At 67.5% G+C, this 24,795-nt stretch carries 16 protein-coding genes; 3 read left to right on the forward strand and 13 right to left on the reverse strand.

Features of this window, described 5'->3' with window-relative positions:
- Window positions 1-81 precede the first annotated feature (81 nt).
- The 12 genes from IHE47_RS08855 to IHE47_RS08910 all read right to left on the reverse strand — a co-directional run bounded on the left by IHE47_RS08855 (window position 82) and on the right by IHE47_RS08910 (window position 21,205).
- Window positions 82-1,950 carry a beta-galactosidase gene (locus IHE47_RS08855; protein ID WP_192105532.1) on the reverse strand — a complete coding sequence of 623 codons (1,869 nt, stop codon included), beginning with the start codon at window positions 1,948-1,950 and terminating at the stop codon, window positions 82-84.
- Window positions 1,951-1,961: 11 nt separating this feature from the next.
- Window positions 1,962-3,641, reverse strand: coding sequence for a right-handed parallel beta-helix repeat-containing protein (locus IHE47_RS08860; RefSeq protein WP_192105533.1), 1,680 nt, complete (start codon window positions 3,639-3,641; stop codon window positions 1,962-1,964).
- 417 nt (window positions 3,642-4,058) lie between these two features.
- Window positions 4,059-6,254 (reverse strand): alpha-N-acetylglucosaminidase, encoded by a 2,196-nt coding sequence (locus IHE47_RS08865; protein WP_192105534.1) that lies wholly within the window; start codon window positions 6,252-6,254, stop codon window positions 4,059-4,061.
- Window positions 6,251-7,720: a GH1 family beta-glucosidase gene (locus IHE47_RS08870; protein ID WP_192105535.1), complete on the reverse strand. Its 1,470-nt coding sequence runs from the start codon at window positions 7,718-7,720 to the stop codon at window positions 6,251-6,253. Before IHE47_RS08870 ends, IHE47_RS08865 begins: the two co-directional genes overlap by 4 nt.
- 16 nt (window positions 7,721-7,736) lie before the next feature.
- The gene (locus tag IHE47_RS08875) at window positions 7,737-8,945 is read right to left on the reverse strand and encodes an FN3 domain-containing metallophosphoesterase family protein (protein ID WP_192105536.1); all 1,209 of its coding nucleotides are present in this window, start codon (window positions 8,943-8,945) and stop codon (window positions 7,737-7,739) included.
- Window positions 8,938-10,704, reverse strand: coding sequence for an alpha-L-fucosidase (locus tag IHE47_RS08880; RefSeq protein WP_192105537.1), 1,767 nt, complete (start codon window positions 10,702-10,704; stop codon window positions 8,938-8,940). Before IHE47_RS08880 ends, IHE47_RS08875 begins: the two co-directional genes overlap by 8 nt.
- 437 nt (window positions 10,705-11,141) lie before the next feature.
- Window positions 11,142-12,593 (reverse strand): hypothetical protein, encoded by a 1,452-nt coding sequence (locus IHE47_RS08885; protein ID WP_192105538.1) that lies wholly within the window; start codon window positions 12,591-12,593, stop codon window positions 11,142-11,144.
- A 207-nt stretch (window positions 12,594-12,800) separates the two neighbouring features.
- On the reverse strand, window positions 12,801-14,855 hold the full coding sequence (locus tag IHE47_RS08890) for an enterotoxin (RefSeq protein WP_192105539.1): 2,055 nt from the start codon (window positions 14,853-14,855) through the stop codon (window positions 12,801-12,803).
- 120 nt (window positions 14,856-14,975) lie between these two features.
- Entirely contained in the window at window positions 14,976-18,026 is a 3,051-nt protein-coding gene (locus IHE47_RS08895) for a TonB-dependent receptor (protein ID WP_192105540.1), read from the reverse strand.
- Between the two features lie 124 nt (window positions 18,027-18,150).
- A complete protein-coding gene (locus IHE47_RS08900) occupies window positions 18,151-19,074 on the reverse strand; it encodes a 1-phosphofructokinase family hexose kinase (protein WP_343227467.1) in 924 nt (307 codons plus the stop codon).
- Window positions 19,075-19,079: 5 nt separating this feature from the next.
- Window positions 19,080-20,006 carry a carbohydrate kinase family protein gene (locus tag IHE47_RS08905; protein ID WP_192105542.1) on the reverse strand — a complete coding sequence of 309 codons (927 nt, stop codon included), beginning with the start codon at window positions 20,004-20,006 and terminating at the stop codon, window positions 19,080-19,082.
- On the reverse strand, window positions 20,003-21,205 hold the full coding sequence (locus IHE47_RS08910) for a tagatose-6-phosphate ketose isomerase (protein WP_192105543.1): 1,203 nt from the start codon (window positions 21,203-21,205) through the stop codon (window positions 20,003-20,005). The genes IHE47_RS08905 and IHE47_RS08910 overlap by 4 nt, the downstream gene beginning before the upstream one ends.
- A gap of 56 nt (window positions 21,206-21,261) precedes the next feature.
- Here IHE47_RS08910 and IHE47_RS08915 point away from each other — a divergent pair, with 56 nt between their 5' ends.
- A complete protein-coding gene (locus IHE47_RS08915) occupies window positions 21,262-22,179 on the forward strand; it encodes a fructose-bisphosphate aldolase (protein WP_192105544.1) in 918 nt (305 codons plus the stop codon).
- Window positions 22,180-22,232: 53 nt separating this feature from the next.
- Here IHE47_RS08915 and IHE47_RS08920 read toward each other — a convergent pair whose 3' ends face one another.
- Window positions 22,233-22,577 carry a DUF559 domain-containing protein gene (locus tag IHE47_RS08920; protein WP_192105545.1) on the reverse strand — a complete coding sequence of 115 codons (345 nt, stop codon included), beginning with the start codon at window positions 22,575-22,577 and terminating at the stop codon, window positions 22,233-22,235.
- A 126-nt stretch (window positions 22,578-22,703) separates the two neighbouring features.
- Between IHE47_RS08920 and IHE47_RS08925 the strand changes: the two genes are divergently transcribed.
- Both IHE47_RS08925 and IHE47_RS08930 read left to right on the forward strand, forming a co-directional pair.
- Window positions 22,704-23,921, forward strand: coding sequence for an amidohydrolase family protein (locus tag IHE47_RS08925; RefSeq protein ID WP_192105546.1), 1,218 nt, complete (start codon window positions 22,704-22,706; stop codon window positions 23,919-23,921).
- Complete coding sequence (locus IHE47_RS08930) at window positions 23,918-24,733, forward strand: DeoR/GlpR family DNA-binding transcription regulator (RefSeq protein WP_192105547.1); 816 nt, start codon at window positions 23,918-23,920, stop codon at window positions 24,731-24,733. Before IHE47_RS08925 ends, IHE47_RS08930 begins: the two co-directional genes overlap by 4 nt.
- Window positions 24,734-24,795: the final 62 nt, after the last annotated feature.

Raw genomic sequence — 24,795 nt, forward strand, 5'->3', positions numbered from 1 at the left:
CGAAGGTTATGGCAAGTCCGAACCCTCACCCCCAACTCCTCTCCCGAAGGGAGAGGGGAGAAAGGCTAACCTCGACGCGCTTCAGTCGTGCAGGCTGGTGGCTCCGCCAATAGGCGCACCGCTCGTGCAGTGGAAATCCAGCACGAGGATTTCGTTGGCGCCCTTGCGCCACCATGGCGCGGGACAATACAGCCGCTGCTGCGGGCCCAGGCTCCAGTAGCGCCCGAGCAGGTGGCCGTTGACCCACAGGTAGCCCTTGCGCCACGCGCTCATGTCCACATAGGCATCGGCTTCGACGTCGCGCACGACTTCGGCGCGGAAGAACAAGCCCGGCCGGCCGGGTGCCGACGGCGCTGGCGCATTGCGCACGCGCTGCAGCAGCGCATCGTCCACCGGCAGGCTGTACACGTCCCAGTCCAGCAGCGTCTGGCCGTCCAGTTGCGCGCTGCCGACCAGGCCCTTGCGGTCGTTGTATATCTGCGCGTTGCCGATGTGGCCGAAGCTGTCGATCAGCAGGTCGAGCACGCGCTCCTGCCCGTCCAGCGCGAACTTGCCCGTGGTGTGCAGGCGGGGATCGACGACGCGCGCGAAGTAGTCCACGTAGTTGCCATCGGTGAACACCGTGGCGTAGTCGTGCACGCCGGTGAGCTGCAGCTGCCGGCCGCGCACGCGCTTGCGGTAGAGCACCATGCCCTGGTTCTGCGCGAACAGTTCCTCGTTGGAGCGCGGCGCGTGCACCTTCTGCGGTGCCGGGAGAAGATCCCACAGCGAGGCCACCGGCTTCACCTGCACCGGATCGAACCCCGCGATGGGTGGCGTCGCCGGCACTTCTGGCAGGCTGTGCGATGAGTGCTGCGCGAGCAAGGCGCGGAAGCGGTGATAGGCCGGCGCGGGCGCACCATGCTCGTTGATCGGCGAGCCGTAGTCGTAGCTCGTGGTCACCGACAGGAAACCGCTGCCGTCCGCGCGTGAAATGCCGCTGGAGGTGAGGCCGAAGTTGGTGCCACCGTGCACCACGTAGAGATTGAACGAGCGCCCGGCAGCCAGCAGTTGCTTCAGCGTCGGCTCGAAATCGTCCTTCGGAAAATCCTTCTCGCCCCAGGAGGAAATCCAGCCGGGGTAGCCCTCGCCCATCCATACCGGACGGTCTCCGGCGATCGCCTGCGCCGCCTCGAAATCGGTGTCGCCGTCCAGGCCCAGCGCCACGCCCGGCAGGTAGGTGTGCGTGGACTGGATCTGGCTCAGCCCGTCGGAAATCGAGAACGGGCCATCGATGCCACGCTCCAGCCACAGCTGGCGCAGCACTTCGAGATAGCCGAGGTCGCGCCCGTACGAGGCGTATTCGTTCTCGATCTGCAGCATCAGGATCGGGCCGCCGTTCGCCACCAGCAGCGGCGCGATGCGCGGCGCGACGTGGTCGAAGTAGCGGCGCACCGCGGCCATGTAGCGCGCGTCGTCCTTGGTGCGCACGACGATAGTCGGGTCGCGCAGCAGGTATGGCGGCAATCCGCCGAAGTCCCATTCGCCGGCGACGAAGGGGCCTGGGCGCAGGTACACCCACATGCCCTCCTCCGCGCACAGGCGGATGAAGCGCACGAAATCGCGCGCGCCACTGGTCATGTCGAACACGCCGGGCTCGGATTCGTAGGCGTTCCACATCAGGTACAGGCTGACGGTGTTGAGGCCCATCGCCTTCGCCATGCGGATGCGCTGCCGCCAGTACACGGGCGGGATGCGGATCGGGTGCATCTCGCCACTCTTGATCTGGAACGGCTTGCCGTCGAGCAGGAACTCTCGCTTGCCGAAGCTGAAACGATGCGACTTGCCGTCGTTGGGTAGCGGCGCGTGTTCGTCCAGTGCGGGAAGCGCATCTGCACGCAGTCGGAAATCCGCAGCCAGCGTGCCGGTCACGCCGAGCGCACCGAGTTTCAGGAAGTGCCTGCGTTGCATCTGCATGTCTCCTACGGTTTCGGACAGGCAGCCGGCACGCGGATGGGCAACGCCGGCTCGGGTTGGCCGTCCCTTGCGCCCGCCGCGCCCTGCACCGCCAGCGCCGCTGTCGGCAGCGTTTTCAGGTTCGTGAAGTTCGGCGACCACACTTTGGTGGGGCCGGCGTTGTGCGGCTTGCCGGCGCCGCCCGTCCAGTTGTCGGTGATGCGCAGGTGGCCGCTCCACGAGGCCCACGCGCTGACCCAGGCGCCCAGCACCACGTTGTGTTGCACATCGAAATACGTGCTGTGCTCGTCGAGGTAGATGCCGTTGCCTTCGCCACTGTGGCGCATGTCGGTGACGTTGCGCACCACGCACGAGGTGCCCGGCGTCGATTGCGCCTGCGTGTAGATCGCGCCGCCATCGGCGAGCTGCAGCATCACGCGCTCGATGCGGTTGGCCTCGATGTGGATGGACGACTGCACCGGCGTCTCGCCCTCGTAATCCCAGCCCCAGCCCACCGAGATGCCGCTGTACGGCAAGTCGCTGATGGTGTTGTGCGCGATGACGAGTCCGTCGACGAAACCGGCCATGATCGCCACGTTGTCGCGATACGCCAGCGCCACGTGGTCGATGCGGTTGTCCGTGATCAAGATGTCGGAGGTCTTGCTGGCAGGGTCGACGGGATGCCCCTCCGTATCGCCCGCGAAAATGCCGCCGCCACCGATGTCGGTGAAGCGCGAGTTCGTCACCGCCGCACCGTGCGTGCCGCCCGCCAGGGCGATGCCCGCCGCCGCAAGATGCTGGAAGCTGTCGCGATCGAACACGATGTCGCGGCCGGCCTCCACGGCCACCGCGCTGGCTATGCGCGTCATGCCCTCGCCGTTGTCGGGCAGTGCCGTGCGGCGGCTGCCGTCGACCAGATAGCCCGCCTGCAGCGGCACATAGCCATCGGCGGATGCCGGCTTGCGCCATTCGGTGCCGGCGAAGGTGATGCCGCTAAAGACCAGGTCGTGCACCGGCGTCTTGGACACGCCCTTCAACACCAGCAGTTGTTCGAGTGCGGGCAGTTCGATGGAAGGCGCATGCGCGGCTTCAGCGGGCAGCGGCCGATAGCGCAGCACGTGGTGCGCCGTATCCACCGTATAGCCACCGGGGGCGGACGGATCGCCGGCAAGGTTTTCGAACCAGTCCACGCCGGCGTAGTACTTGCCCACGGGGCTGGCCACCGACCAACCGTTCTTGGCCGAGTCCAGCGTGGCGTTGTGCCAGCACGGCTGCGCCAAGTCGACACGGCCCTGTCCCAACGCAACCACACTGCAGCGGAAATCGCGCCAGCGCTCGTGCATCACCGCCAGCGAGCCCACCTGCAGGCTGTGCAGGATCGCCGGCGGCACGTTCGACAAGCCCTTCGCATCCACCACGCAATGCGGGCAGGCTTCGGTGCGCGACGGCCAGCGGCGCTGGCCGTCAATGTAGATGCTCGACGGTGCTGCGTCAGACGGCAGAGTAAAGCTCCACAACACTCCATCACGCGCCCCCTGCACCAGCCGGCTGCCGGACAGCAGCGGATGCGCGCCCGGCGCGGCCTGCCAGTGCACCGGATGGCCGTCTGCGCCGCTGTCCGAGGCATCGAATTGCAAGGGCTGTTGCAGGCGATAGGTGCCGTCCTGCAATTGAACGGTGATGTCATTGCGGCCTTGGGCACGCAACGTGCGTACCCGCGCCTGCGCGGACTGCAGCGTGCAAGGTGATGACGCATCGCAGGTGCCGTTGGCCGTCCCCCCAGGCGCGACGTGCAGGGTTTGCGCATGGGATGCGAGCGGCAACAGCAACAACGCAGCAAACGCAAGTCCGTGACGCAAAGCCCCTCTCCCCTCGGGAGAGGGGTTGGGAATGAGGGTTCGGGTACACCGCTGCGCCTCGCTTCGACCGAACCCTCTCCCGGCTGGATTCGCGCCATCCATGGCGCTCACCCCGTTCGGGGCCGGCTTCGCCGTTCCGCAAGCGCTCCTGCGCCTGCAGGTCACCACCCTCTCCCGGAGGGAGAGGGATTCACTCGGCAACGTTTGCGCAAATGACATGTACTCATCCAAATGCATGGAGCATTACCTCTTTCGTTGGCAGTCTCACGGCTTGCATACCCCCAGCCGCTGCGTCACTTCGGTCGCCAGCTGCCACGGATCACCCTGCGGCGTGGTCGGCTCCGCCGTGTGCGAGACCGCCCACGCATGCTCCATCGCGTACCAGTCGATCTTCTCCGGCAGCTTGCCCGTCGCCAGCGACTGTTCCAGCGAAGCGAAGAAACGTCGCCAGCGCGGCTCGTACAAACCGCTCACCAGGCCGGACAGCTCGCGGTTCGCGTAGTCGTGCAGGCCACCTTCGTCGGCGCCTTCGCGTTCGCCCCACACGGTGATGATCGCGCGCTGGTCGTACTCGAACTGCGCTGCTTCGGCCTCGTTGCCCGCCTCCGCGCGTGCCGGTGCGAGCCAGTTGCCGAGCAGGAAGTCCGGATCGCTGGCGAGCAGGCGGTCGAGCAGGGCCATGTCGTCCAGCCATTCGGTATCGAGTGCATGCAGGCGTGCGGCATCCTTCGCACCGTACGCTGCCTCGATCTGCGGCAGCAGCACGCGGGCACGGTTGGCAAGCGTCTGCCGCGCCACGTCCACCATGTCGTGTCGCCAGGCGCTGGTATCGCGCAGCGCGGGCGCCACCTGCAGCAGTTCGCAGATGGCCTGCTGGAAATGCCCGGCGTCGTAGCGCATCGCCCTGGGCGACCAGCTCGCCGCCGTGGAGACGTCCTGCGAGGGGCGCGCCTCGAACAGGCTGTCCTGCGGCTCCGAGTCGCCGTCGGACGGCATCGCATAGGCGGTTTCGCCGAGGATGCGCCACGCGGCTTCGGCATGCGCATCGGTGCCGCCGTAGCGGCTGTCGGCATAGGCGGTGAACCATGCAGTTTCATCATGCGGCACCGGCTCCCACGCCAGCGCGGTGAACAGGGCGAACGCCGCCGGGTCGATGCCGCTGGCCTCGGGCATCCAGGCGATGCCGCGCAACTTGCTGCCGGGTTTGTCGCGCCACGCGGCGAAGCGCTTGAGCCACACGCCGGCATTCGCGCCCAGCGTGGTATGGCCGCCGAAGTTGGGGATGCTGCCGAAGGCATACGGCGTGCCGTGCCAGTCCTTCTCGCGATCCAGGTTGCCGTAGCGATCCGACAGGCCGTCGACGATCAGCAAGCGCTGTTTGTCCACCGCATCGAGCACTGCCGGCAGCGGGTTGTGCTGCCACCCCAGCAGCACCCAGCGCGCACCCGGGTGCGCGGCCTGCAGCGCAGCCATCACGCCGCGCGCAGCATCCGCCACCGGCACGTTGCCGGCGCGGCCGCCCTCGTGCAGCAGGTCCATCTTGTACATCGTGCTGTCGCCGAACAGCGCGCGCTGCTGGCGGTAGAAATCCGCCGCGACCTTCGCATAGAGCGGATCGCGCGGGTCGAGCCAGTCCGGACGCGTGAAGCCCGCCCACCTGCCCTGTGGCACCACGTTGGCACCGGGATGCTTCGCCGCGAAACCCGGCGGCACGGTGCCGAACCAGCCGGGAAACACCGGCGTGATGCCCAGCTCGCGCAGGCGCGCCACGATCTTCCGTGCCAGCGCCACGCGCCGCGCGTACTGCTGCGGCGACAGCGGCGCGTCGAAGCCGGACATGTTCTGCAGCAGCCACCACGGCTGGTGCGCGGTGGCGGGAATCCACGCGCGCATCGCCGCATCGCTGTAGCCGAAATCCTGGAAGGTGCGGCGATACACTTCCTCAGTGCCGACCGTCATCAGCACTTCGTCGATACCGTGCAAGGCGAGCAGATCGATCTTGTGCTCCCACGCCGGCCAGGCCAGGTAGGCATTGGAATAACCGTCGTCGGTGTCGTTGAGCGCGTAGCGGTCCGGCACCGCGGCGCGGTGCTCGATGGGCGACGCCGGCGCGGGCAGCGTGGCCGGCAAGCGCGCAAGGCTGTCACCCGGCCAACCGATGTCGACGTGCGCCGCCTGCTGCAAATAGGTTTCCACGCCGGTGAGGATGACTGCTGGTGAGGTACCCGCCACCACGATATGGCCCGGCGTGCCGCGGACCTCGAAGCGATCCGCGCCTTGGCCGCGATCCAGCGCAACCAGGGCGAACTGCGCCTGTTGCTTCGGCAGCAGGCGCTGCAGGGCCGCGCGTGCAGGCGCGATGTCAAAGGCCGGCGTTGCCGATTCGGCAGCGAAGGCGGCAGGTGCGCCGGCACCGACCAGCAGCAGGCACACCAGCCATCGTTGCAGTGCTCGTTTCATATCGCATTGCCCGCAATCACGTCGCGGTAGAACCGCGAACTGAGTTTCGGCGTGCGCTTCTGCGTGGCGAAATCGACATACGTGATGCCGAAGCGCTCGGAATAGCCGCGGCTCCATTCGAAGTTGTCCAGCAGGCTCCACAGGAAATAGCCGCGTACCGGCGCGCCATCGCCGATCCCGCGCTGCAGCTCACCGAGGTATTGCCGCAGGAACATCACGCGGTCGATGTCCAGCACGCGACCCTCGGTATCCGGCACCGCCGTGCTGGAGGTGCCGTTCTCGGTGATGTAGATGTCGCCGATGCCCAGCGCCTCGGCCATCAGTTTGGGCCCCCAGTACAGCGCATCCGGCGCGAACTGGATCCAACTGCTCTGCATGCGCGGGTACGACGAGGGGAACGGCACGGCCTCGTAGCCGCGCTCGTTGTCGGCCGCGATGTAGTAATCGCCGGTGTAGATGTTGAGACCCTGGAAATCGGTCTTGCTGCCGATGATGCGCATTTCCTCGGCCGTGAACTTCGGCGCGTCCGCGCCCAGCGTCTTGAGGTACAGGTCGGTATAGCGACCGGTGTGCATGGCGGTCAGGTAGCCGGCGTTCTCCTCCACCGCGGCCTTGCGCGCGGCAGCCACGTGCTCGGGTGCGTCGAAGGCCGGCATGGCTGCGTTGATGCCTTCGGCCGAACCCACCCTGGTCTTCGCATGGGTGGTCGCGCGTATCGCCTGCACGGCCAGGCCGTGGCCCAGCAAGGCGTAGTGCCGCGCCTGCTCCAAAGCCTGCCCTTTCAGCCCCAGCCCCGGCGCCATCGCGGTGCTGCCGTAACCGTTGCCGATGAAGGTGCTGATCTCGTTCATGGTCATGAAGTGCTGCACGCGGCCATCGAGCTGGCCGGCCATGTAGCCGGCGTAATCGGCGAAGGCCCTGGCGGTGTCGCGGTTCTGCCAGCCGCCCTTGCGCTGCAATGCCTCGGGCAGGTCCCAGTGGTACAGCGTGCAATATGGCTCGATGCCGGCCGCGTGCAGCGCATCGACGAGGCGCTTGTAGTAATCCACGCCTTTGGCATTGGGCTTGCCCGTGCCATCGGGAAAGATGCGCGGCCACGCCACCGAAAACCGGTATGCACCCACGCCCAACCCGCGCATCAGGGCGATGTCCTCGGGGTAACGGTGGTAGCTGTCGTCGGCCACGTCGGCGGTGTCGCCATGCACGATCCTGCCCGGCGTGTGCGCGTACACGTCCCAGATCGACTCGCCGCGTCCATCCGCCTTGACCGCGCCTTCCACCTGATAGGCCGCGGTGGCGGTGCCCCACACGAAGCCCTTGGGGAAAGCACGCTTCGCAGAGCTGCCTTGCGCGCCCGTGGCTGCGGCAGTTGCCGCGCGCGTTTCCGCAGCCAGCGGAACGGCACAGGCCGCCACGAGGCCGCCGATGGCCTGGGTGAATTGCCGGCGTGTCAGGATGGGATTCATGTGCAGGCCTCTGTGTCTATTTCGTCTTGCGCGCCAGCGTGAACGCGTCGATCAGCTTGCCGTTGCTGTCGGTCACCCTGACTTTCAGCGCGGTGTCGGCGGCCTCCACCCACGCCACCTGGTCCTGCCCGACGATGAGGATGGGGAAGTCGTTGCCCTGTTCGCCGGGCTTGATGTACTTGAAATAATGCAGATGACCGGCAATGAACAGGTCGACGTGCGCCTGGTTGGCCAGTTGCGTCCACTTCGCGTTGTCGCCGCTGGTCCAGCCCCAGTCCGGCTGGTGGCCGAGCACCACGGTGAACGGCGCGCCATGCGTGCGCGCCTCGGACAATGCCGCGCCGAAGCGGGCCAGCCCTTCGCGGCGGTAGTCGCGCAGGTCGTTGAGGCCGGCGTAGACGTTGGTGTCGTCGGGCTTGTCCTCGCCGGTGTCCACCGCGATCAGGTGCAGCGGGCCGTCGTCGCGGGCGTAGTCGTAGCGACCGCCCTGCTCGTGCAGGTAGGGGCCGAGCTGCCGCGCGAACGGGCCACGGTATTCGTGGTTGCCGTGCACGTAGAGCAGCGGCGTGCTGCCGCCGAGATCCTCCGCGGTGGGCGAGAGGAACACGTCCTTGAACTGCTGCTCGCTCGCCGCCCAGTTCACCGTGTCGCCCAGGTGCACCACGAAGTCCTCGGGCGTCTTGCGGATCTCGCCGAGCATGGTGTGGATGCGCGAGACCTTTTCGTGGGTGTCGGTGATCACCGCGAAACGTGCCGTGCCACGCGTGGCATCCAGCGTGGTGAAGTGCAGCGTCTCGCCCTGCACGGTGTTGCCGCGCTCGGGCCAGTAGGGCTTGACCGCCACCACGCGACGCGAGGCCACCTGGTATTGGTAGCCGTGGCCCGGTTCGAGGCCGGCTATCACCACGCGGTGGAAGGTGCCGACGTCGAGCAGTCCGTCGTGTGCGGCCACCGCGGTGTGGTCCAGCCCGTGCTCACCGTAGCGCACGCTGCCGTCGGCGTCGCTGTCGGTCATCCACTCCACCACCACCGACGTGCCGGAGACATCGAGCAGCAATGGCGGCATGGTGATCGCGGGCGTGCTGTTCCACACCTTGTAGGGCGCATCCGCGTCGTCATCGTGGAAGGGCCGGGCCTGCTTCGTGGCAGCCAGTGCAGGCAAAGCCAGCAGCAGGCCGATGACAGCGAGGCCGAATCGGCGGGGCGGGCAACGAGCATCAGCCATCGATCTTCATCTTCCGGGAAGCGGACTGGTCGGGGTGCATCAGCGGCGCCAGTTCCACCGACTCGATGCTGGCCGGCAGGCGGTCGCCCTTGTGGAAGGGCGCCACCGGCGTCAGCTCGACCTGCATCGCATACGGGAAGGCATGCAGGTCGCGGCTCACGTGCAGGCTGGCGGCGCCCTTGCCTGCCGGCAGCGCCAGCCTGCGGGGATGGCCGTCCACCCAGACATCCAATTGCGCCGGCGCATGCGCGTCGCGGTAATGCACGGTCAACATGTAATCGCCCGCGCCGGCCTGCGCATGCCAGCGCAGCTTGTAGAGCGTGGCCGGATCGTCGTAGCCGTAACCGTTGTAGTTGAGGAAATGCTCGGCCTGCGCGGCCACGAGATCCACGCGGCCGTCCGCACCCGGCGCCACGGCGTCGGGCCGCACGTGCAGGGCGCCAGCCAGCTGGATCGCCACCACCGGCATGTAGCCCGCCTTGGCCAGGCCGTCCACTTTCACGCTCGCACCCGCCGCATCGACCGCGACATTGCCGACGCTCGCCTGCGCATCGCCCAGCACGAGCCCTTGCCCGAAGCGCGTATCGACCACGCCGGGCAGGTGCAGCACGCCGTCCGCCGGCGGCTTCTCCACGAACAGGTACAACGTGTGGGCATCCAGCGTGGCGTAGCCGAAGTCCAGCTTCTCGAACGGCGACGCATGCGTGCCGTAGATCGCCTCGCCATGCGGCTTCAGCCATGCGCCGATGCCGCGCAACACGTCGGCCTCGTACGGCACCACCGAGCCGTCGCCCTCCGGGCCGATGTTGAGGATGTAGTTGCCGCCGCCGCTCACCACGCGCACCAGCCGCGCGATGTTCTCGCGCACCTTGCCCGGCAGGTCGTCGCGCACCTGCCAGGAACGGTAGCCCCAGGTCTCGGGGAACATCGACGCCGGCGACTGCCAGGGCTTCTCCATGCCCTCCCCCGGCTCGCTGTTGTCGCCCATCACGCTGAAGTCGCCCTGGTGGTTCCACACGCGGCCGGACACCATGGTCTGCGGCTGCAGCTCATGCACGGTGCGGGCGAAGCGCGCGCTCTGCGCCGGCGTGGGCTTTCCCATGTCGAACCACACTTCGCTGATCGGGCCGTAATGGCTCATCAGCTCGCGGATCTGCGCCACGTTGAAGTTGGCCTGCGCAGGTGTGATCGGATTGTCGTTGTCCGGGCGGTACCGGCCGTGCATCCAGTGCCAGTCGATGGTCGAGTAGTACACGCCGAACGGCATCTGCGCCCGCGCGCAGGCGTCGGCCAGTTCCTTCACCACGTCGCGTTTGTACGGCGTGGCGTCGACGATGTCGTAGCCGTCCTGCGCGGTGTGGAACATCGCGAAGCCGTCGTGGTGCTTGGCGGTGATCACGATGAACTTCATGCCCGCGGCTTTCGCCAATGCCACGATGGCATCGGGATCGAACTTCTCCGGATCGAAGCGCTTGGCCAATGCCTCGTACTGGGCTATCGGCACCGGCGCGAAGGACTGGATCTGCTCGCTGTAGCCATTCGTGACCTTGCGGCCATCCCACACGCCGCCCAGTTCCGAGTACAGCCCGAAATGGATGAACAGGCCGAACTTGCGCGCCTGCCAGGCTTGCACGGTGGCGGCGCTGGGGCGTGGACCTGGCAGCGGCAGTGGCCGGTCGCTAACGGTGGTGGCGAACAGGAGGGCCGGAAGCAGGCATGCCAGTGCCGCCGCCAGGATCGTTCGCTTGATGGTTCTCATTGGTCGCTCCTCAATGCTGCTCCACCGTAATCAGTGAACCGCCGGCTTTGGCCGTTGCTTCTGCGCGCTTGGAGCGCGCTGCTTTTCCGGGGCCCCTATGTGGCGGTGAGGCGTGGACGATCAGGCCGCGCAGCGGGCATCGCCATGGATGGCGATGCCTTTTCGACCGGACAGGAGTCCGGCCGAAAAGCCCGGCCACGCCTCACGGACTCGGAGGGCAGGATGCCCGGAGAGCGCTGCATCGGGGTGTCGTTTTCTCTTGGCTACTTCTCTTTTGGACAAGCAAAAGAGAAGTAGCTCGGCCACCGACAGGTGGACGAAACCGCTTTGTCGCTTGCGTAAGCCCGCAAGCAAAAGCCCCTCTCCCCCAACCCCTCTCCCGCAAGCGGGCGAGGGGAGACAAGGCTCGGTCTTACGCAACCGGGCCACGGCGGGCATCACGCCCAGCGCACCCAGACAGCACTGGCTTTCGGCACGGCGATGCGACACGCACCGCCCGCATCGGCCGACACATGCCCATCCGCCGCGAAACTCACGTCGCGCCGACTGTCCAGCGCAGGCGCACGCAACCGCATCAGCTCGCCCTTCGCCCCCTGCGGAAAGCCACTCAACGCAACCGCGGCATCGCGCTGCGCATCCTTGTTGATCAACGCGACCAGCACCGCATCGCCCTGCTTCGCCGCATAGGCCGTGAGGTTGGCGCCGCCGGCGTCGAGCCGGCCAGGCAGCATCTGCGCACCGGCGAACCGCTGCGCCAACGTGATGCCATGGAACAGCGGCCGCTGCTGGTAACCCAGCGCGCGGCTGCCGGCGATGGCGGAATAACGCGAGGCCTGCGCATCGCGCCGCGCCACGATGTCGCCGCCGGTGGGCGCCTTCGCCACGCGCCCCAGCGAGGTTTCCACCGAAAGCAGCGTGCCGCCGTGGAAGTGCATGCCCGCCACGCCGCGCTGCGCCAGCGCCAGCATGAAATCCGCTCCCCACAGCGCGGAGGCGAACACGTTGCTGGTGCCGTCGCGGCCGCCGTTGTAGTACGAGTTGCCCTCGGAGATGCGTAACGGCAGCGCATACTGGTCCGCCACCTGCATGATCTGCTCGACCTCGCCGAAGAAACCGGGATCGCCGGCGAGCATGTCCGGGATCGAGCCGTTCTCCGCCGCCTCGCGGTAGTAGTGCCGGCTGAGGAACACGTTTTCCTTGGCGTGTTGCTTGGCGTATTCGATCACCCAGTCGGTGTTCGCGCCGGTGTCAGGTCCGGCGATGGGTAGCCCGGCGGCATGCAGCAGCTTGGCGTAGGGCAGCCACGCCGCATCGAACTCGGCATAATCGTGCTCGTAGTTGTTCGCCTCGTTGCCGATCTGGATCGCCAGCAACTGGTCGCCCACGAGCTTCTGCACGGTCTGCGCCAGGTCCAGCGCCATCTCCGGCGAGCCGATGCGCAGGTTCACGCCGAACACCAGCTTCCAGCCGGTGGCGCGCACGAAGCCTGCCAGCGCCTGCAAGCCCTCCATTTCCAATACGTGCGGCTGCAGCAGCTTGCCGTGCCTGCGCGGGACATAGGTCGGCATCCCGCCCTTGTAGCCGCCCCACACGGTGTCGTCGCTGGTATTGCCGCCGATGCGTAGCACGCCGTGCGGATTCATCTCGCGGAACAGGCGCACCAGGCCGTGGTTGTCCGCGGCGAAGAACGTGGGGTCGGACAACTCCAGCGTTTCGTAGCTGAGGCTGGCGAGACTGGGATCGACGCGTCGCCCGGGTCGGGCCAGATCCAGCGCGAAGCTGGCCTGTGCCGCGTTGGCATCCGCGCTCCACGCGAGGCTGTTGCAGGCGGCGGCCAGCGGCAGCAGCGCGGCGGCCTTGAGCAGGTTGCGACGGGATGTGTTCACCATGCTTCAGTCCTCTTTGGTTTTGCGCTCATCCTTGGGCGCGAGAATCAAACGGGCAACCATCGCGACCTGCACCCCTCTCCCGCTTGCGGGAGAGGGGCTGTGGAGAGGGTGCTTTTTTGCAACGCTGCAAAAAGCCGAACCCTCTCCCGCCTGCCGGCACCCTCTCCCGCAAGCGGGAGAGGGAGTCACTCGACACTACTCGCCTGCTCACTCCGGCGTCAGTTCCAGCGTCAGCACCTCGAATGGCGCCAACGTGATCGTGCTGGCGTGGTCGGCATCCAGCGTCTTCGGCACGTTGGCGCCGCCGTTCCTCCACACGTCGCGCACGCTGAAATGGCGCGCCACACCCGGCGGCAGCTGCAGCTGGCGCTGCAGGTCGACCACCGCAATCTGCGGCTTGTCGTCGGGGTTGCGGAAGGTGACGATGGCCTTCTTCGGCGACCACGCGGCCCAGCCGTAGACATCGAGGCGGCCGGGGTCGCCGCCGATCCAGTGGTTGTCGCGCAGCACGCCGGCGTTCGCGCGCGACCACTTCGCGCCCTCGGCCAGCATGTCCCAGTCCTGCGGCGTCAGCAGCGAAGGCGTGATGTACATCTCCTGCAGCTCGGTGCCAGTGGCGAAGTACGAGCGCACCTCGTTGGCGAAATCGTGGCCCGGGTCAGTGTCGAGGCGCGGGTTCTTCTGCGCGTAGATGATGCCGTGGAGCATCAGCGAGTCGATCGGGAACAGCGGACCCTTCAGCACGATGTTCTGGTAGGTCTGCTGGTCGCGGTAGGTGATCCACTGCTCGCGCATCGTGCCCACGCCGGTGTACCAGTCGTCCTCGCCGTCGCGCCAGATGGTGTCGGCGTAGCGCAGCCAGAACGGCGAGGCCCAGGTGCCGGTGGTGAGGTTGATGAAGGTGTTCGGCTTGTCCTTGCGGATGTCGCTGATCAGCTGGATCGCCGCGGCGAAATCGCTGTCGAAGCGGCTGCCGGGGAACACGCTGCTGACGTTGCCGGTGCCGTCGAACTTGAACTGGTTGATGCCCTGCTTGTCGATCATGTCCATCACGACCTGGTGGAAGCGCGGGTAGTACTTCGGCCCGGACAGCGCGAGGCCGTCGTCGATGATCTCGTAGCCGGCCGCCTTGCCGTTCCGGATGCGCTCGTCGTGCGGCTTGCCGTAGCCGCCCCACGGCGACAGCCAGATGCCCGGCGCCGCGCCGTACTTCGCGGCGGCATCGCGCAGCGGCACGAAGCCGTGCGGGAAATCCTTGCTGAAGTTCCACGCGCCGCTGCGGTCGTCCCAGCCGTCGTCGAACAGGAAGGAGTCGAGCTTCACGCCACGCTTCACGGCGAGCTCCTCGCCGAAGGTGTTGATGCGGTCCAGCGCCTCCGCCTCGGTGTACGGCGTGAAGTAGCCGATGTCGTACCAGGAGTTGTAGTGCAGGAAGGTGCGGTACGGATGCGCGCGCTCGCGCTCGACGTAGCTGTTGAAATCGCGGCGCAACTGGCCGTCACGCACCACGCCGACCACCGCGGAGTAATCCACCGTCTTGCCCTTTTCCAGCGGCAGCGTGCGCGACAATGTCAACCTCGCTTCGCGGTGGTACGCCGTGCTGTCGGACAACGGGTTCTCGAAGCCGAGGTAGACATCGCCGTCGACGATCGGCGAGCCGTTCACCGTGCCCACCACTTCGGGCGCCTCCACCTTCGACTGCAGCAGCGACACCTTGGCGATCTTCTCGTCCTGCTTCAGCGCGGTGATGCTGACTTCCTCGCGCAGGTAGGGCGAGCCGTCGCGCTGCACGAGTCTCCAGTCGATGCGGAAGCGGCCGTCCACATCGGCGAAGCTGGCCTCGACCGCCTTGCCGGGAAGGCGCGAGGAATAGCGCGAAGCCTGCGCGTCCACCGGCAACGCGACCACCTTCGGCGCCGACAGCAGGTTCATGTCGGACGCCTTGAGCGTGCCGCCGTCGGCCATCGCCAGCGCGAACGGCGCAGGCACCTCGAACGTGCGGTTGTGCACGCGATCCGTCACCGTCATGCCGACGAGGTGCCTGCCGTCCAGCTTCCACTTCGCCTCGATCGCGGCATTGCCGAAGCTCGCCGTGCCCTGCTGGTCGGCGAACGCCGCAACGCCGGGCTCGAGCACCAGTTTGCCGGTGGCGACACCGTCCTCGGCATGTGCCGTGCCGAAGCCCGCCAGCACGGCCAGCAGGCAGGAAGCCAGCACGTTCATGCGCGGCGAACGAAGGGTGTGCGGATGCGGTGCTGTCATGGTTGCCTCTCGTGTTGGTCGACCGGCATCGGCGAACCTTCAGGCGGACAGGTCCATCGATGCGAATGATGTAAAACGCCGCCCGGGGTGACCGGGCGGCGTGGGTTGTCGCAAGCGTGCTCAGTAGTCGTAGGTGACGCCGAACCGCACGTAGCGTGGCTGCTGCAACACCATCGGCGTGCCGTAGAGCGAGTTCAGCGTGCCCGCGCTGTCGCCGTTGTAGTTGGCATCCAGGTTGAGCGGCGCCTGGCCGTTGAACACGTTGATCACGTCCACGCCGAGGGACATCTTGTGATCGGCGAACGCCGGGCGGTAATGCACGCCCACGTCAAGCTGCTTCATCCACGGCAGGCGCCCGCTCGCTCCCGGCGGCGACGGCTGGCCGTTGCAGAAGTGGTAGTTGGAACCGTAGGAGACCGGATCGGTCGGATCGGCCGGATAAGTCGCGGTCGGGAAGAAGCCCAGGCAATACTTCGGCCCGCCCGAGGTCAGGTTGAGGTTGGCCGACACCAGCCACTCGGGCGTGATCGCGTAATAGCCATAGGCCTTGATCACGTTCGTGTGGTCGTTGCCCTGCGGGCCATCGGCATAGACCATCAGCGACGGGAAATCCCAGTCCTCGTTCTGCGTGCCGCCGATGGCGCGGATGTCGGACTGGCCTTCGCCCTCGCTGTTGCCGTAGCTGCGCGAGAAGGTGTAGCTGATCTTGCCGTACCACTTGCCGTCGAACGGGTGCTCCAGGAAGGTCTCCAGGCCGTAGTAGCGGCGCACCGCGCGCGGGAAGACCATGTCGGCGTTCGACATCGTCACGCTGTGGAACGCGCCGCTGGGATCCTGCACCGCGAAAGTGTTGGCCTCGCCCGGGTTGATGTAGTAGCAGGTGTCGGTGTTGGCGTCGGTGATGCCTTCCGAGGCGGCCTTGGCCGCCAGCGCCCCGGTATCGCACCAGTCGTCGATCACGTGGCGCAGGATGCGCCGGGTGAGCTTGGCGCCGTAGACCCAGTTCGGGCCGGCCGTCTTCTGGAAGCCGAGCATGAACTCGTCCTGGTCCTCGGCCTTGAGGCTGGTCGCCGTCATGGTGCGCGGGTCGGGCGTCTGGCCATAGGCGCCGTTCGCCGACACCGGCGCCGACATCTGGGTGAGGCCGGTCGGCGTGCCGTCCGCCGCGATGCCGCTGTACGTGTAGAACTGCTGCGTGGCCAGGTAGCCGTTGGCGGGATCGCCCGGGGCGATCGGCGAACCGAGGTAGTAGCGGCCGGCGTTGCCGAACACCTTGAACGAGCTGTCGCCGAACACGTCCCAGCTGAAGCCCAGGCGCGGCGCCCACTGCGGCTTGGTCTGCCGCATGTAGGGGGTGGCGCTGGCATTGGAGTTGGTGAAGCCGTCGTCACGCAGGCCGATCGACAGCAGCAGGCGGTCGTTGACCTGCCACTGGTCCTCGATGTACTCGGCGTGCTCGGCGGAGAACAGGTTGCCGCCCTGGTTGAAGATGTACTTGTAGGCGTAGTAGCCGGATGCGCCGTTCGGATAGTCGGCCGGCGCGCCCACGCCGATGCCCGGGTTGATCGCCACCGTCGGCGTCTTCGTATAGCCGTAGATCCACTGGTAGCCGCCCGGCCCGGAGGTCAGCTCGTCCTGGTCGGTGGCCGCCGTGCGCAGGTTGTCGATGCCCGCGGTGATCGTGTGGTCGCCCAGTGCGTAGGTCAATGCCATGCGCAGGTTGGTGGTCACGAAGTTCTGGCCGGGGTTGTTGATCTCGCTGACGGTCTGGCTGTTGGTGATCGGCGTGCCGCCGTTCAGCGCCGGGTTCTGCCACACCTGGCCGCCGACATACGTCAGGCTCGGGTCGTACTCGGGATTCTCGCTGTAGCTGCGCGTCTTCATGCTGCCGTACGAGGCGGTGAAGGTCAGCTTGTCCGTGATGTAGCTGGTGAACTTGGCCAGCCACAGGTCGCCGCCGTGCTTGGTGTCGTTGGCATAGGCCTTGAAACCGTTGTCGCTGAGGTTGCTGTAGTCGTAGTTGTAGACGGTGCCGCTGGTCAGGCTCTTCTCCGACGCGCCGGTCAGTTCCAGCAGGTTGCTGTCGGTGATGTTCCAGTTCACCTTGGCGTACCACTTGGGCAGCGTGTCCTTGTAGTGCGAGTCGGTGCCGGACTCGACGCTGTTGACCGAGTTGCCCTGCGTATGGGTCATCTCCGCCGAGGCGAAGAAGAACAGCTTGTCCTTGATGATCGGGCCGCCCAAGTAGAGGTCGTAGACGGACGACCACGTGCTGTTCTGGTTCCTGGGGTCGTACAGCGACGGGTTGCCGGGCACGGGGAACGGCGCCGGACCGCTCACGTAATAGGTGTCGTTCGAACTCGCCACCATCGACGACGGCTCGTACAGGAACTGCCCGCCGAAGTGCCAGTCGTTGGTGCCGCTCTTGCCGATCATGTTGATCACGCCGCCGTCGCTGCGGCCGTACTGCGCGCTGTAGCCGCCGGTGTAGACCTCTTCCTGGTCGATCGAGCCGTACGGCAGGGTGATGCCGCCCTCGGCGTTGTTGGGATCGGTGGTGTTGAAGCCGTTGAGGTAGTACGCGTTCTCCGTGGAGGACGAACCGCCGAAGCTGATCAGCGGCTCGCCCGTGGTGCTCGCCGCACCGCCCGCGCCGAGGTTGGTCGCCGGCGCCAGCAGCGCGACCGCTTCCGCCGTGTGCGCCAGCGGCAGCTTGGCCAGCTGGTCGGCGGTGATCACCGTGCGCGAGTCGACCGAGCTCACGTCGATCGGCGGCACGGCGTTGGCCGACACGCTCACGCCCGAAAGCTGCTTCGCGTTCGTCGCGCCGCCCGCGGCCGCTTCGCCGCTGAAGGAAACCTCCGAACCGACACCCACCTTCAGCAGCACGTCGGCACGCTGCTGGATCACCTGGCCATCGCGCATCAGGCTCACCGTATAGGTGCCGATGGGCAGCTGGTTGGCGTTGTAGCGGCCCTGGCTGTCGATGCCGACGGTGCGCGACAGGCCCGAGCCGTTGCTGACCGTCACGCTCTCGCCAGCCTGCACCGGCACGTGGCCGAAGATGCTGCTGGTGGTCGACTGGCCGTGCGCGGCCATGGATGCCAGGAGCAGGCCCAGCGCCGATGCCAGGCTGGTCTGTCGCAGTAAAACGCTTCTGCCGGATTTCATGATTGCCCCTCTCTAGGATCGCTTTACATGTAGGTAGCCGCGAGCCGCTCACTCCCCGCGCCCGCTAACTGTTCAAACGCCGATGGCTCATCCTCACCGGCAAGCTGGCTGGCTCCGTCTATGCTCAGCGTGTCCATTCCTTCACCTGGATCCGGCCGAGCAAGGCCTCGACCTGATCCGGACGTACGTAACCCGTTTCCACATCCATCGCGTTGGCGGCGCCGCAGGCCACCGCCAGGCGCAATGCCTCGCGCAGCGGCTCGCCGCGCGCGATCGCCACGGCCATGCCGGCCAGGAAGCAATCGCCCGAGCCGACGGTGTTGCGCACCTGCGCCAGTTCCACCGCGGCATGCCACGCTCTGCCGTCGTCCATGCCCACCGCGCCCAGCGCGCCGAGGCTCAGCACCGGCATCGCCACGCCCCGCGCATGGAGTTCGCGCAGCGCGGCGACGGCGGCGTCGATGCTGTCGATGCTGCGGCCGAACAAGGCCTCGGCCTCGTCGCGGTTCGGCTTCAGCAGGAAGGGCCGCGCCGCCACCGCCTGCCGCAGCACCTCGCCGCTGGCGTCGACCAGGCAGCGCTTGCCGGCGGCGTGCACCTGCCGCGCAAGCTCGGCATAGGTATCGGTGGCGAGGCCGCGCGGCAGGCTGCCCGAGAGCACCACCAGCGCGCTCTCTTCCAGCGCACGGCGGAAGACGCGCTGCAAGGTCGCGCGGTCGCGTTCGCCCAGCTCCGGCCCCTGCCCCAGCACCTCGGTGATCTGTCCGCTCGCGTCCTGCAGCGCGATGCAATGGCGCACCGGCGCGTCGATTTCCACACCGTGGAACAGCACGCCGCGCTCGCTCATGCGGCGTGCCGTGAGGTTGCGGTGCGCGGCGTCGATCAGGCCGATCAGCTGCACCGGCTCGCGCAGCGCGGCGATGGTCTGCGCCACGTGCAGGCCCTTGCCGCCCGGCAACACCTGCTCGTGCACCGTGCGATTGACCTCGCCCAGGCGCAGCTCGCCCACCTGCATCAGGTGGTCGATGGCGGTGTTGATGCCGAGCACGGTGATCAAGGCGAGGTCTCCAGCAAGGCTTTCGCCTCGCCCGCGTCGGCCTGCCGCGCCGTGCCGCCCACGCCGCGCGTGGAAAGCGCGCCGCAGGCATTGCCCCAGCGCATGGCTTCCGCCAGCGGGTGTCCGCGCAGCCAGGCGTGCAGGAAGCCGGCGTCGAAGGAATCGCCGGCGCCGGTGCTGTCCACCGCATCCAGCGCGAAGGCCGGCGATTCGAGCAGGTTGCCGTCGCGGCCCAGCGTGGCGCAGCCCTGGCGGCCGCGCTTCACCACGATGCAGGTGCGGCCGTTGTCCAGCGCGCGCAGGCCATCGAGCACCGACCCGCAACCGCTGATGGCGGCGAATTCCACGTCGTTGGGCAGGAACAGGTCGACCTCGGAAAGCAGGCAGGGCCATTCGTTGCCCCAGCGTTGCTCGGGATCGAAGCCCGGGTCGAGCGAGGTGCTCAGCCCGTGCGCCCGCGCGCGCGCGCACAGCGACTTGAGGTCAGGCCGCAGCGCGCCCTGCAGGTAATACGACGACACGTGCAGGTGGCCGGCGCCCGCCAGCAGCGCGTCGTCGATGTCGTCGGCGCGCAGCGCGCCGATCGCGCCGGCGAAAGTGACCAGCGCGCGGTCGCCGCGCGTGGAGAACGAGGCGGTGATGCCGGTGCGCAGCGCGGGATCGCGCCGCACCGCGGCCACGTCGATGCCTGCGCCCTGCAGCGCCGCCACGCAGAAATCGCCCCAGCCGTCCGCGCCCGCCTTGCCGGCGAAGGCCACCGTGTCGCCAAGCCGCGCCAATCCCATCGCGCAGATCATCGAGGAACTGCCCGGCACGACCTGCGCGTCCTCGGCCAGCACCTCGTGGCCCGGCGTCGGGAACGACCGGCAATCCCGGAACACCAGATCGACGTTGAGTTCGCCGGCGACGAGGATGCGTTTCACGCCTTGCCTCCTGCGTGCAGCGCGAAGGCTTCGACCACGCGGGTGAGCACGCCCTGCGAGGGCGTGTCCGGCCTGCCGCCCAGGGCCAGGCAGCGGAAGAACGCCAGCACCTGGCCCACGACCACGTCGGCCAGCAGCGGCAGCGCGTCGTCGGCAGCCTGCAGGCCTTGCAGGTCCACCACCACGTCCTGCGCGCCGGCCACGTCGTCGGCGATGCCCTCGCCGACCAGCACGCGCACCGTGCCCAACTGCTTGCGGGTGAGCTCGCGCAGCAGGTCGTACTCGTAGGCGCGCACCGCGGGATCGGGCGAGAGGTAGGCCACCACCAGGGTGTCCCCGTCGAGGCTGGACATCGGGCCGTGGCGCAGGCCGAGGAAGGTCTCGGCCATCGTGATGACCTGGCCGCCGGTCATCTCCAGCATCTTCAACGCGGCCTCGCGCGCCGCGCCCAGCGCGCCGCCGCTGCCGAGGTACACGGCCTGGTCGAAGTCGCGCCGGGCGATGGCCGCCAGCGCACCGGACTGGTGGTCGAACATTTGCTGCACGCAGCCGGCGAGGCGCTTCACGCCAGCCTGCCATTCGTCGGTGTCGGCGCGACCGCCCAGGCCGCTGCCGGACAGCACCAGGTTGGTGAAGCTGCTGGTCATCACCAGGCTGCGGTCGTTGGTGCGCTCGTCCAGCACCAGCGCGGCGTAATGCGGCGCGCCGGCGTACTGCGTGGCGAGCTTGCCGCTGGCGTTGCAAGTGATGGCGAGGTGGCTCCAGCCCGGCTCGTGCGCCAGCAGTTGGTCCACCACGCCGGCGCTTTCCGGGCTGTCGCCCGAGCGCGCGATCGAGATCAGCAGGCCGCCGCCCGGCGGCAGCGCGCCACGGTGCGTGAGCAGGGTGCCCGCGGGAATCGCCAGCACCGGCACGCCCAGCGCCCGCTGCAGGTCCGGCGCGATGCATTCGCCAGCGTAGATCGAGCTGCCCGAACCGGTCAGCACCACGTGCGCGGGACGCGGCGTCAGCGCCGACTGCAGTTGCGCACGCACCGCAGGCTCGCGCAGCAGCGCCGCCGTGGCCTGCCAGGTCGCCGGCTGCTGCAGGATCTCGCGCAGCGTATCGGCGTAGCCGCGTTCGCGCTGCGCCGCGGGGGCGGCCGACGTCAATGTGGCAAGACTGTCGATTTCTTTCGTTTTGTTTTCGAGTATTGACATTTGATTCAATTCGTCCGAATGTGAAGCCATTCGTCCACCAGCCCAGCGTATTCGAAATGAATCAGAACTTACAAGTCCCTTCGCAAGCTTCCGAAAAGTTTTCGAAACTGCCGCTCTCGCACGGCAAGCGCACGCGCCTGTGGCGCCTTCTGTACGGCTCCGGCCCGAAGAACGGCAGCCTGCTGGTACTCCCGCTGGACCAGGGCCTCGAGCACGGCCCCACCGATTTCTTTCCCCATCCGCCCGCCGTGGATCCCGGCTACCAGTTCGAGATGGCCGCGGCGGGCGGCTTTTCCGCCATCGCGCTGGGCATCGGCCTGGCCGAGAAGTACATGACCGAGTACTGCGGCCGGGTACCGCTGATCCTCAAGCTCAACGGCAAGACCAACATCCCCAGCGATGCCGAGGCCACCTCGCCGCTGTTCGCCTCGGTGGAGGACGCCGTGCGCCTCGGCGCCGAGGCGGTGGGCTACACCATGTACGTGGGCTCGCCGCGCCAGGGCGACGAGTTCCGCCAGTTCGAGAAGGTGCGCCAGGATTGCGAGCGCTACGGCATGCCGCTGGTGGTGTGGTCCTACCCGCGCGGCAGCGCGGTCAACGCCAAGGGCGGCACCAACACGCTCTACGCGCAGGACTACGCCGCGCGCGTGGCGCTGGAAATGGGCGCCGACCTGGTGAAGCTGCACGAGCCGAACGACAGCGTGGCCAACGTCCCGGCGCCGTACGACAAGCTGCAGGAAGACTCTGCCGCCCGTTGCGCCCGCGTGGTGCGCTCGGCCGGCCGCACCATGGTGCTGTTCTCCGGCGGCGAGAAGAACGACGACGACGCGGCCGTGCTGCGCAAGGTCGAGCACTACATGCAGAGCGGCGCCACCGGCGTGATGTTCGGCCGCAACATGTGGCTGCGGCCGTTCGACCAGGCGGTCGCCCTGGTGCGCCAGGTGCACGGCATCATGGCGAAGTACCCGCGCTGATGTTGCATGCCCCCTCCCCTGCTTGCAGGGGAGGGTTGGGGTGGGGTCGCTCTTCAATCCTTGCGCGGTTCCAGATGCCGCCACACTTCTTCCAGCACCGCTTCGGTTCGCAGCAGCACGTCGTCATTCCAGAAGCGCAGCACGCGATAACCCAGTGCTTCGATGACCTGCGTGCGTTCCATGTCATAACGAGCAGCTTCCAGATGCTGCCCGCCATCGAGTTCCAGCACGAGCCTTGCGGGGACGCATGCGAAATCGACGATGTAGCCGGCAAGCGGATATTGGCGACGGAACTTGAAACAGCCCAACTGCTCATGCCGCAAACGTTGCCACAGGTGCCGTTCGGCGTCGGTAGCCGCGTGACGGAGCTGGCGCGCAAGCATCCATTTGCGTTGCATGGCCGACTCCAAAAGAAGGTTTCCGCAAGCCCGTTTACCCCACCCCAACCCTCCCCTGCAAGCAGGGGAGGGAGTTTTGAAGTCCGACGCTAGACTCTGGCAGCGCATGATGAGAAAGAGAGCACCATGACCCACCAGAAAGCCTGCCTCTGCTGCGCCCCGCCCACCGGCGCCGGCACCGTGCGCATCGAGAACAGCGGCAAGAACCCGCTGCAGACCGCGCGCGACGACAGCAAGGGCGAGCTGCGCCTCAAGGACTTCAAGCCGCGCAGCATGCTGCGCGTGCCGCAGACGCATATCGAGCACCCGCGTTTCCCGGTGATCGACGTGCATGCGCACCTCACCTGGTCGAAGAACGTGCGCAGCGGCGTGTCGGTGGGCGACGAAATCACCGTGTTCACCACGCCGGAGGAACTGCTGCCGGTGATGGACCGCAAGGGCGTGCGCACGCTGGTGAACCTCACCGGCGGCGTCGGCAAGGGCCTGGAGGAAAGCATCCGGCTGTTCGACCAGGCCGCGCCGGGGCGCTTCCTCACCCTCACCGAGCCTTCGTTCGCGCTGTTCCCCGAAGCGGACTACCCGCAACGCCAGGCCGACGCCATCGCGCACGCCCACCGCATCGGCGCGCGCGGCCTGAAGCTGCTCAAGACGCTGGGCCTGTACCTGCGCGAAGGCATCGACGAAGGCCCGCTGGTGGGCGTGGACGACCGCCGTTTCGACCTGATGTGGGAGGCCTGCGCCGCGCACGACATGCCGGTGTTCCTGCACGTTTCCGACCCCGAGGCGTTCTTCCTGCCCACCGACGGCGGGAACGAACGCTACGAGGAACTGGCCAACCACCCGGACTGGTCGTTCTACGGCCCGGAGTTCCCCAGCCACGCGGAACTGATCGCCGCGCGCGACCGCATGATCGCGCGCCACCCGAAGACCACCTTCGTGCTGCTGCACGTAGGCAACAACGCCGAGAACCTCGCCGCCGTCGAATCCTGCCTGGAACGCTTCCCCAACACCCTGGTGGACATCAGCGCGCGCATCGGCGAACTGGGCCGCCAGCCGCGCATCGCGCAGCGCTTCTTCGACCGATTCCAGGACCGCATCCTGTTCGGCACCGACGCGGTGCCCTCGCCCTGGGGCGACGACGTGCCGCAGCAGTTGTTCGGCGATGCCCTCTACGAGATCTACTACCGGTTCCTCGAAACCGAGGACGAATACTTCGACTACGCGCCCGCGGACGTGCCGCCGCAGGGGCGCTGGGCGATCTACGGTTTGAAGCTGCCGGACGCCGTGCTGCGCAAGGTCTATCATGACAACGCCGCCCGACTCCTGCATATTCCCACCGCATGAGCAAAGCCCAGACCGCCAAGCCCGCCGCCAGACCCCGCCACCGCCTGCTGCTCGGCGAACGCCGGCGCCTCATCGTCGAGCACATCGAGGAGCAGGGCCGCGCCACGGTCGAGGAACTGGCGAAGAAGTTCCACACCTCCGCCGTCACCATCCGCGCCGACCTCGAGGCGCTGGCGAATGCCTCGGCCATCGTGCGCTCGCACGGCGGCGCGCTGCCGGTGGTGCCGGTCAGCAGCGACATCCCGCTCAACATCAAGGAAACCCGCCACCACGCGCAGAAGCTGCGCATCGGCCAGGCGGCGGCGGCGATGATCCGCGACGGCGAGACCATCATCCTCGACTCAGGCTCCACCACGGTGGAGATCGCGCGGCAGATCCGCCAGCGCCGCTTCGAATCGCTCACCGTGATCACCAACGCGCTGAACATCGCGCTGGAACTGTCGGGCCTGCCGCACATCCGCGTGATGATGCTGGGCGGCCTGCTGCGCCAGACCTCCTACTCGCTGGTGGGCCCCGACGCGGAACACGCGCTGGCCAAGCTTTCCGCCGACCGCCTGTTCCTCGGCGTGGACGGCCTCGACCCCGAGGTGGGCGTGACCACGCCCGATCCGCTGGAATCCGCGCTCAACGCGTTGATGATCCGCGTGGCACGGCAGACCGTGGCGGTGTGTGACTCCAGCAAGCTGGGCCAGCGCAGCCTGTCGGTGATCGCACCGGTACGCCAGGTGCACAAGGTGCTGAGCGACGCCGGCGCGCCGGCGGAAGTCGTGGAAGCGTTGCGCAGCGCCGGCGTGCAGGTCGAGCTGGTCTGAGCGTCGGCGGGCTGCCCACAACGAAACCCGTTGCGATGGCGCGATCCATTGTCTGGTATGAA

Source organism: Rhodanobacter sp. DHB23 (genome assembly GCF_014842975.1).
GTDB lineage: Bacteria > Pseudomonadota > Gammaproteobacteria > Xanthomonadales > Rhodanobacteraceae > Rhodanobacter_A.

Excerpts from the sequence above, each read along its gene's own strand:
- IHE47_RS08855 (WP_192105532.1), bottom strand. The coding sequence starts at position 1,950 with ATGCAACGCAGGCACTTCCTGAAACTCGGTGCGCTCGGCGTGACCGGC.
- IHE47_RS08865 (WP_192105534.1), bottom strand. The coding sequence starts at position 6,254 with ATGAAACGAGCACTGCAACGATGGCTGGTGTGCCTGCTGCTGGTCGGT.
- IHE47_RS08870 (WP_192105535.1), bottom strand. The coding sequence starts at position 7,720 with ATGAATCCCATCCTGACACGCCGGCAATTCACCCAGGCCATCGGCGGC.
- IHE47_RS08875 (WP_192105536.1), bottom strand. The coding sequence starts at position 8,945 with ATGGCTGATGCTCGTTGCCCGCCCCGCCGATTCGGCCTCGCTGTCATC.
- IHE47_RS08880 (WP_192105537.1), bottom strand. The coding sequence starts at position 10,704 with ATGAGAACCATCAAGCGAACGATCCTGGCGGCGGCACTGGCATGCCTG.
- IHE47_RS08885 (WP_192105538.1), bottom strand. The coding sequence starts at position 12,593 with ATGGTGAACACATCCCGTCGCAACCTGCTCAAGGCCGCCGCGCTGCTG.
- IHE47_RS08890 (WP_192105539.1), bottom strand. The coding sequence starts at position 14,855 with ATGACAGCACCGCATCCGCACACCCTTCGTTCGCCGCGCATGAACGTG.
- IHE47_RS08895 (WP_192105540.1), bottom strand. The coding sequence starts at position 18,026 with ATGAAATCCGGCAGAAGCGTTTTACTGCGACAGACCAGCCTGGCATCG.
- IHE47_RS08910 (WP_192105543.1), bottom strand. The coding sequence starts at position 21,205 with ATGTCAATACTCGAAAACAAAACGAAAGAAATCGACAGTCTTGCCACA.
- IHE47_RS08915 (WP_192105544.1), top strand. The coding sequence starts at position 21,262 with ATGAATCAGAACTTACAAGTCCCTTCGCAAGCTTCCGAAAAGTTTTCG.
- IHE47_RS08920 (WP_192105545.1), bottom strand. The coding sequence starts at position 22,577 with ATGCAACGCAAATGGATGCTTGCGCGCCAGCTCCGTCACGCGGCTACC.
- IHE47_RS08925 (WP_192105546.1), top strand. The coding sequence starts at position 22,704 with ATGACCCACCAGAAAGCCTGCCTCTGCTGCGCCCCGCCCACCGGCGCC.
- IHE47_RS08930 (WP_192105547.1), top strand. The coding sequence starts at position 23,918 with ATGAGCAAAGCCCAGACCGCCAAGCCCGCCGCCAGACCCCGCCACCGC.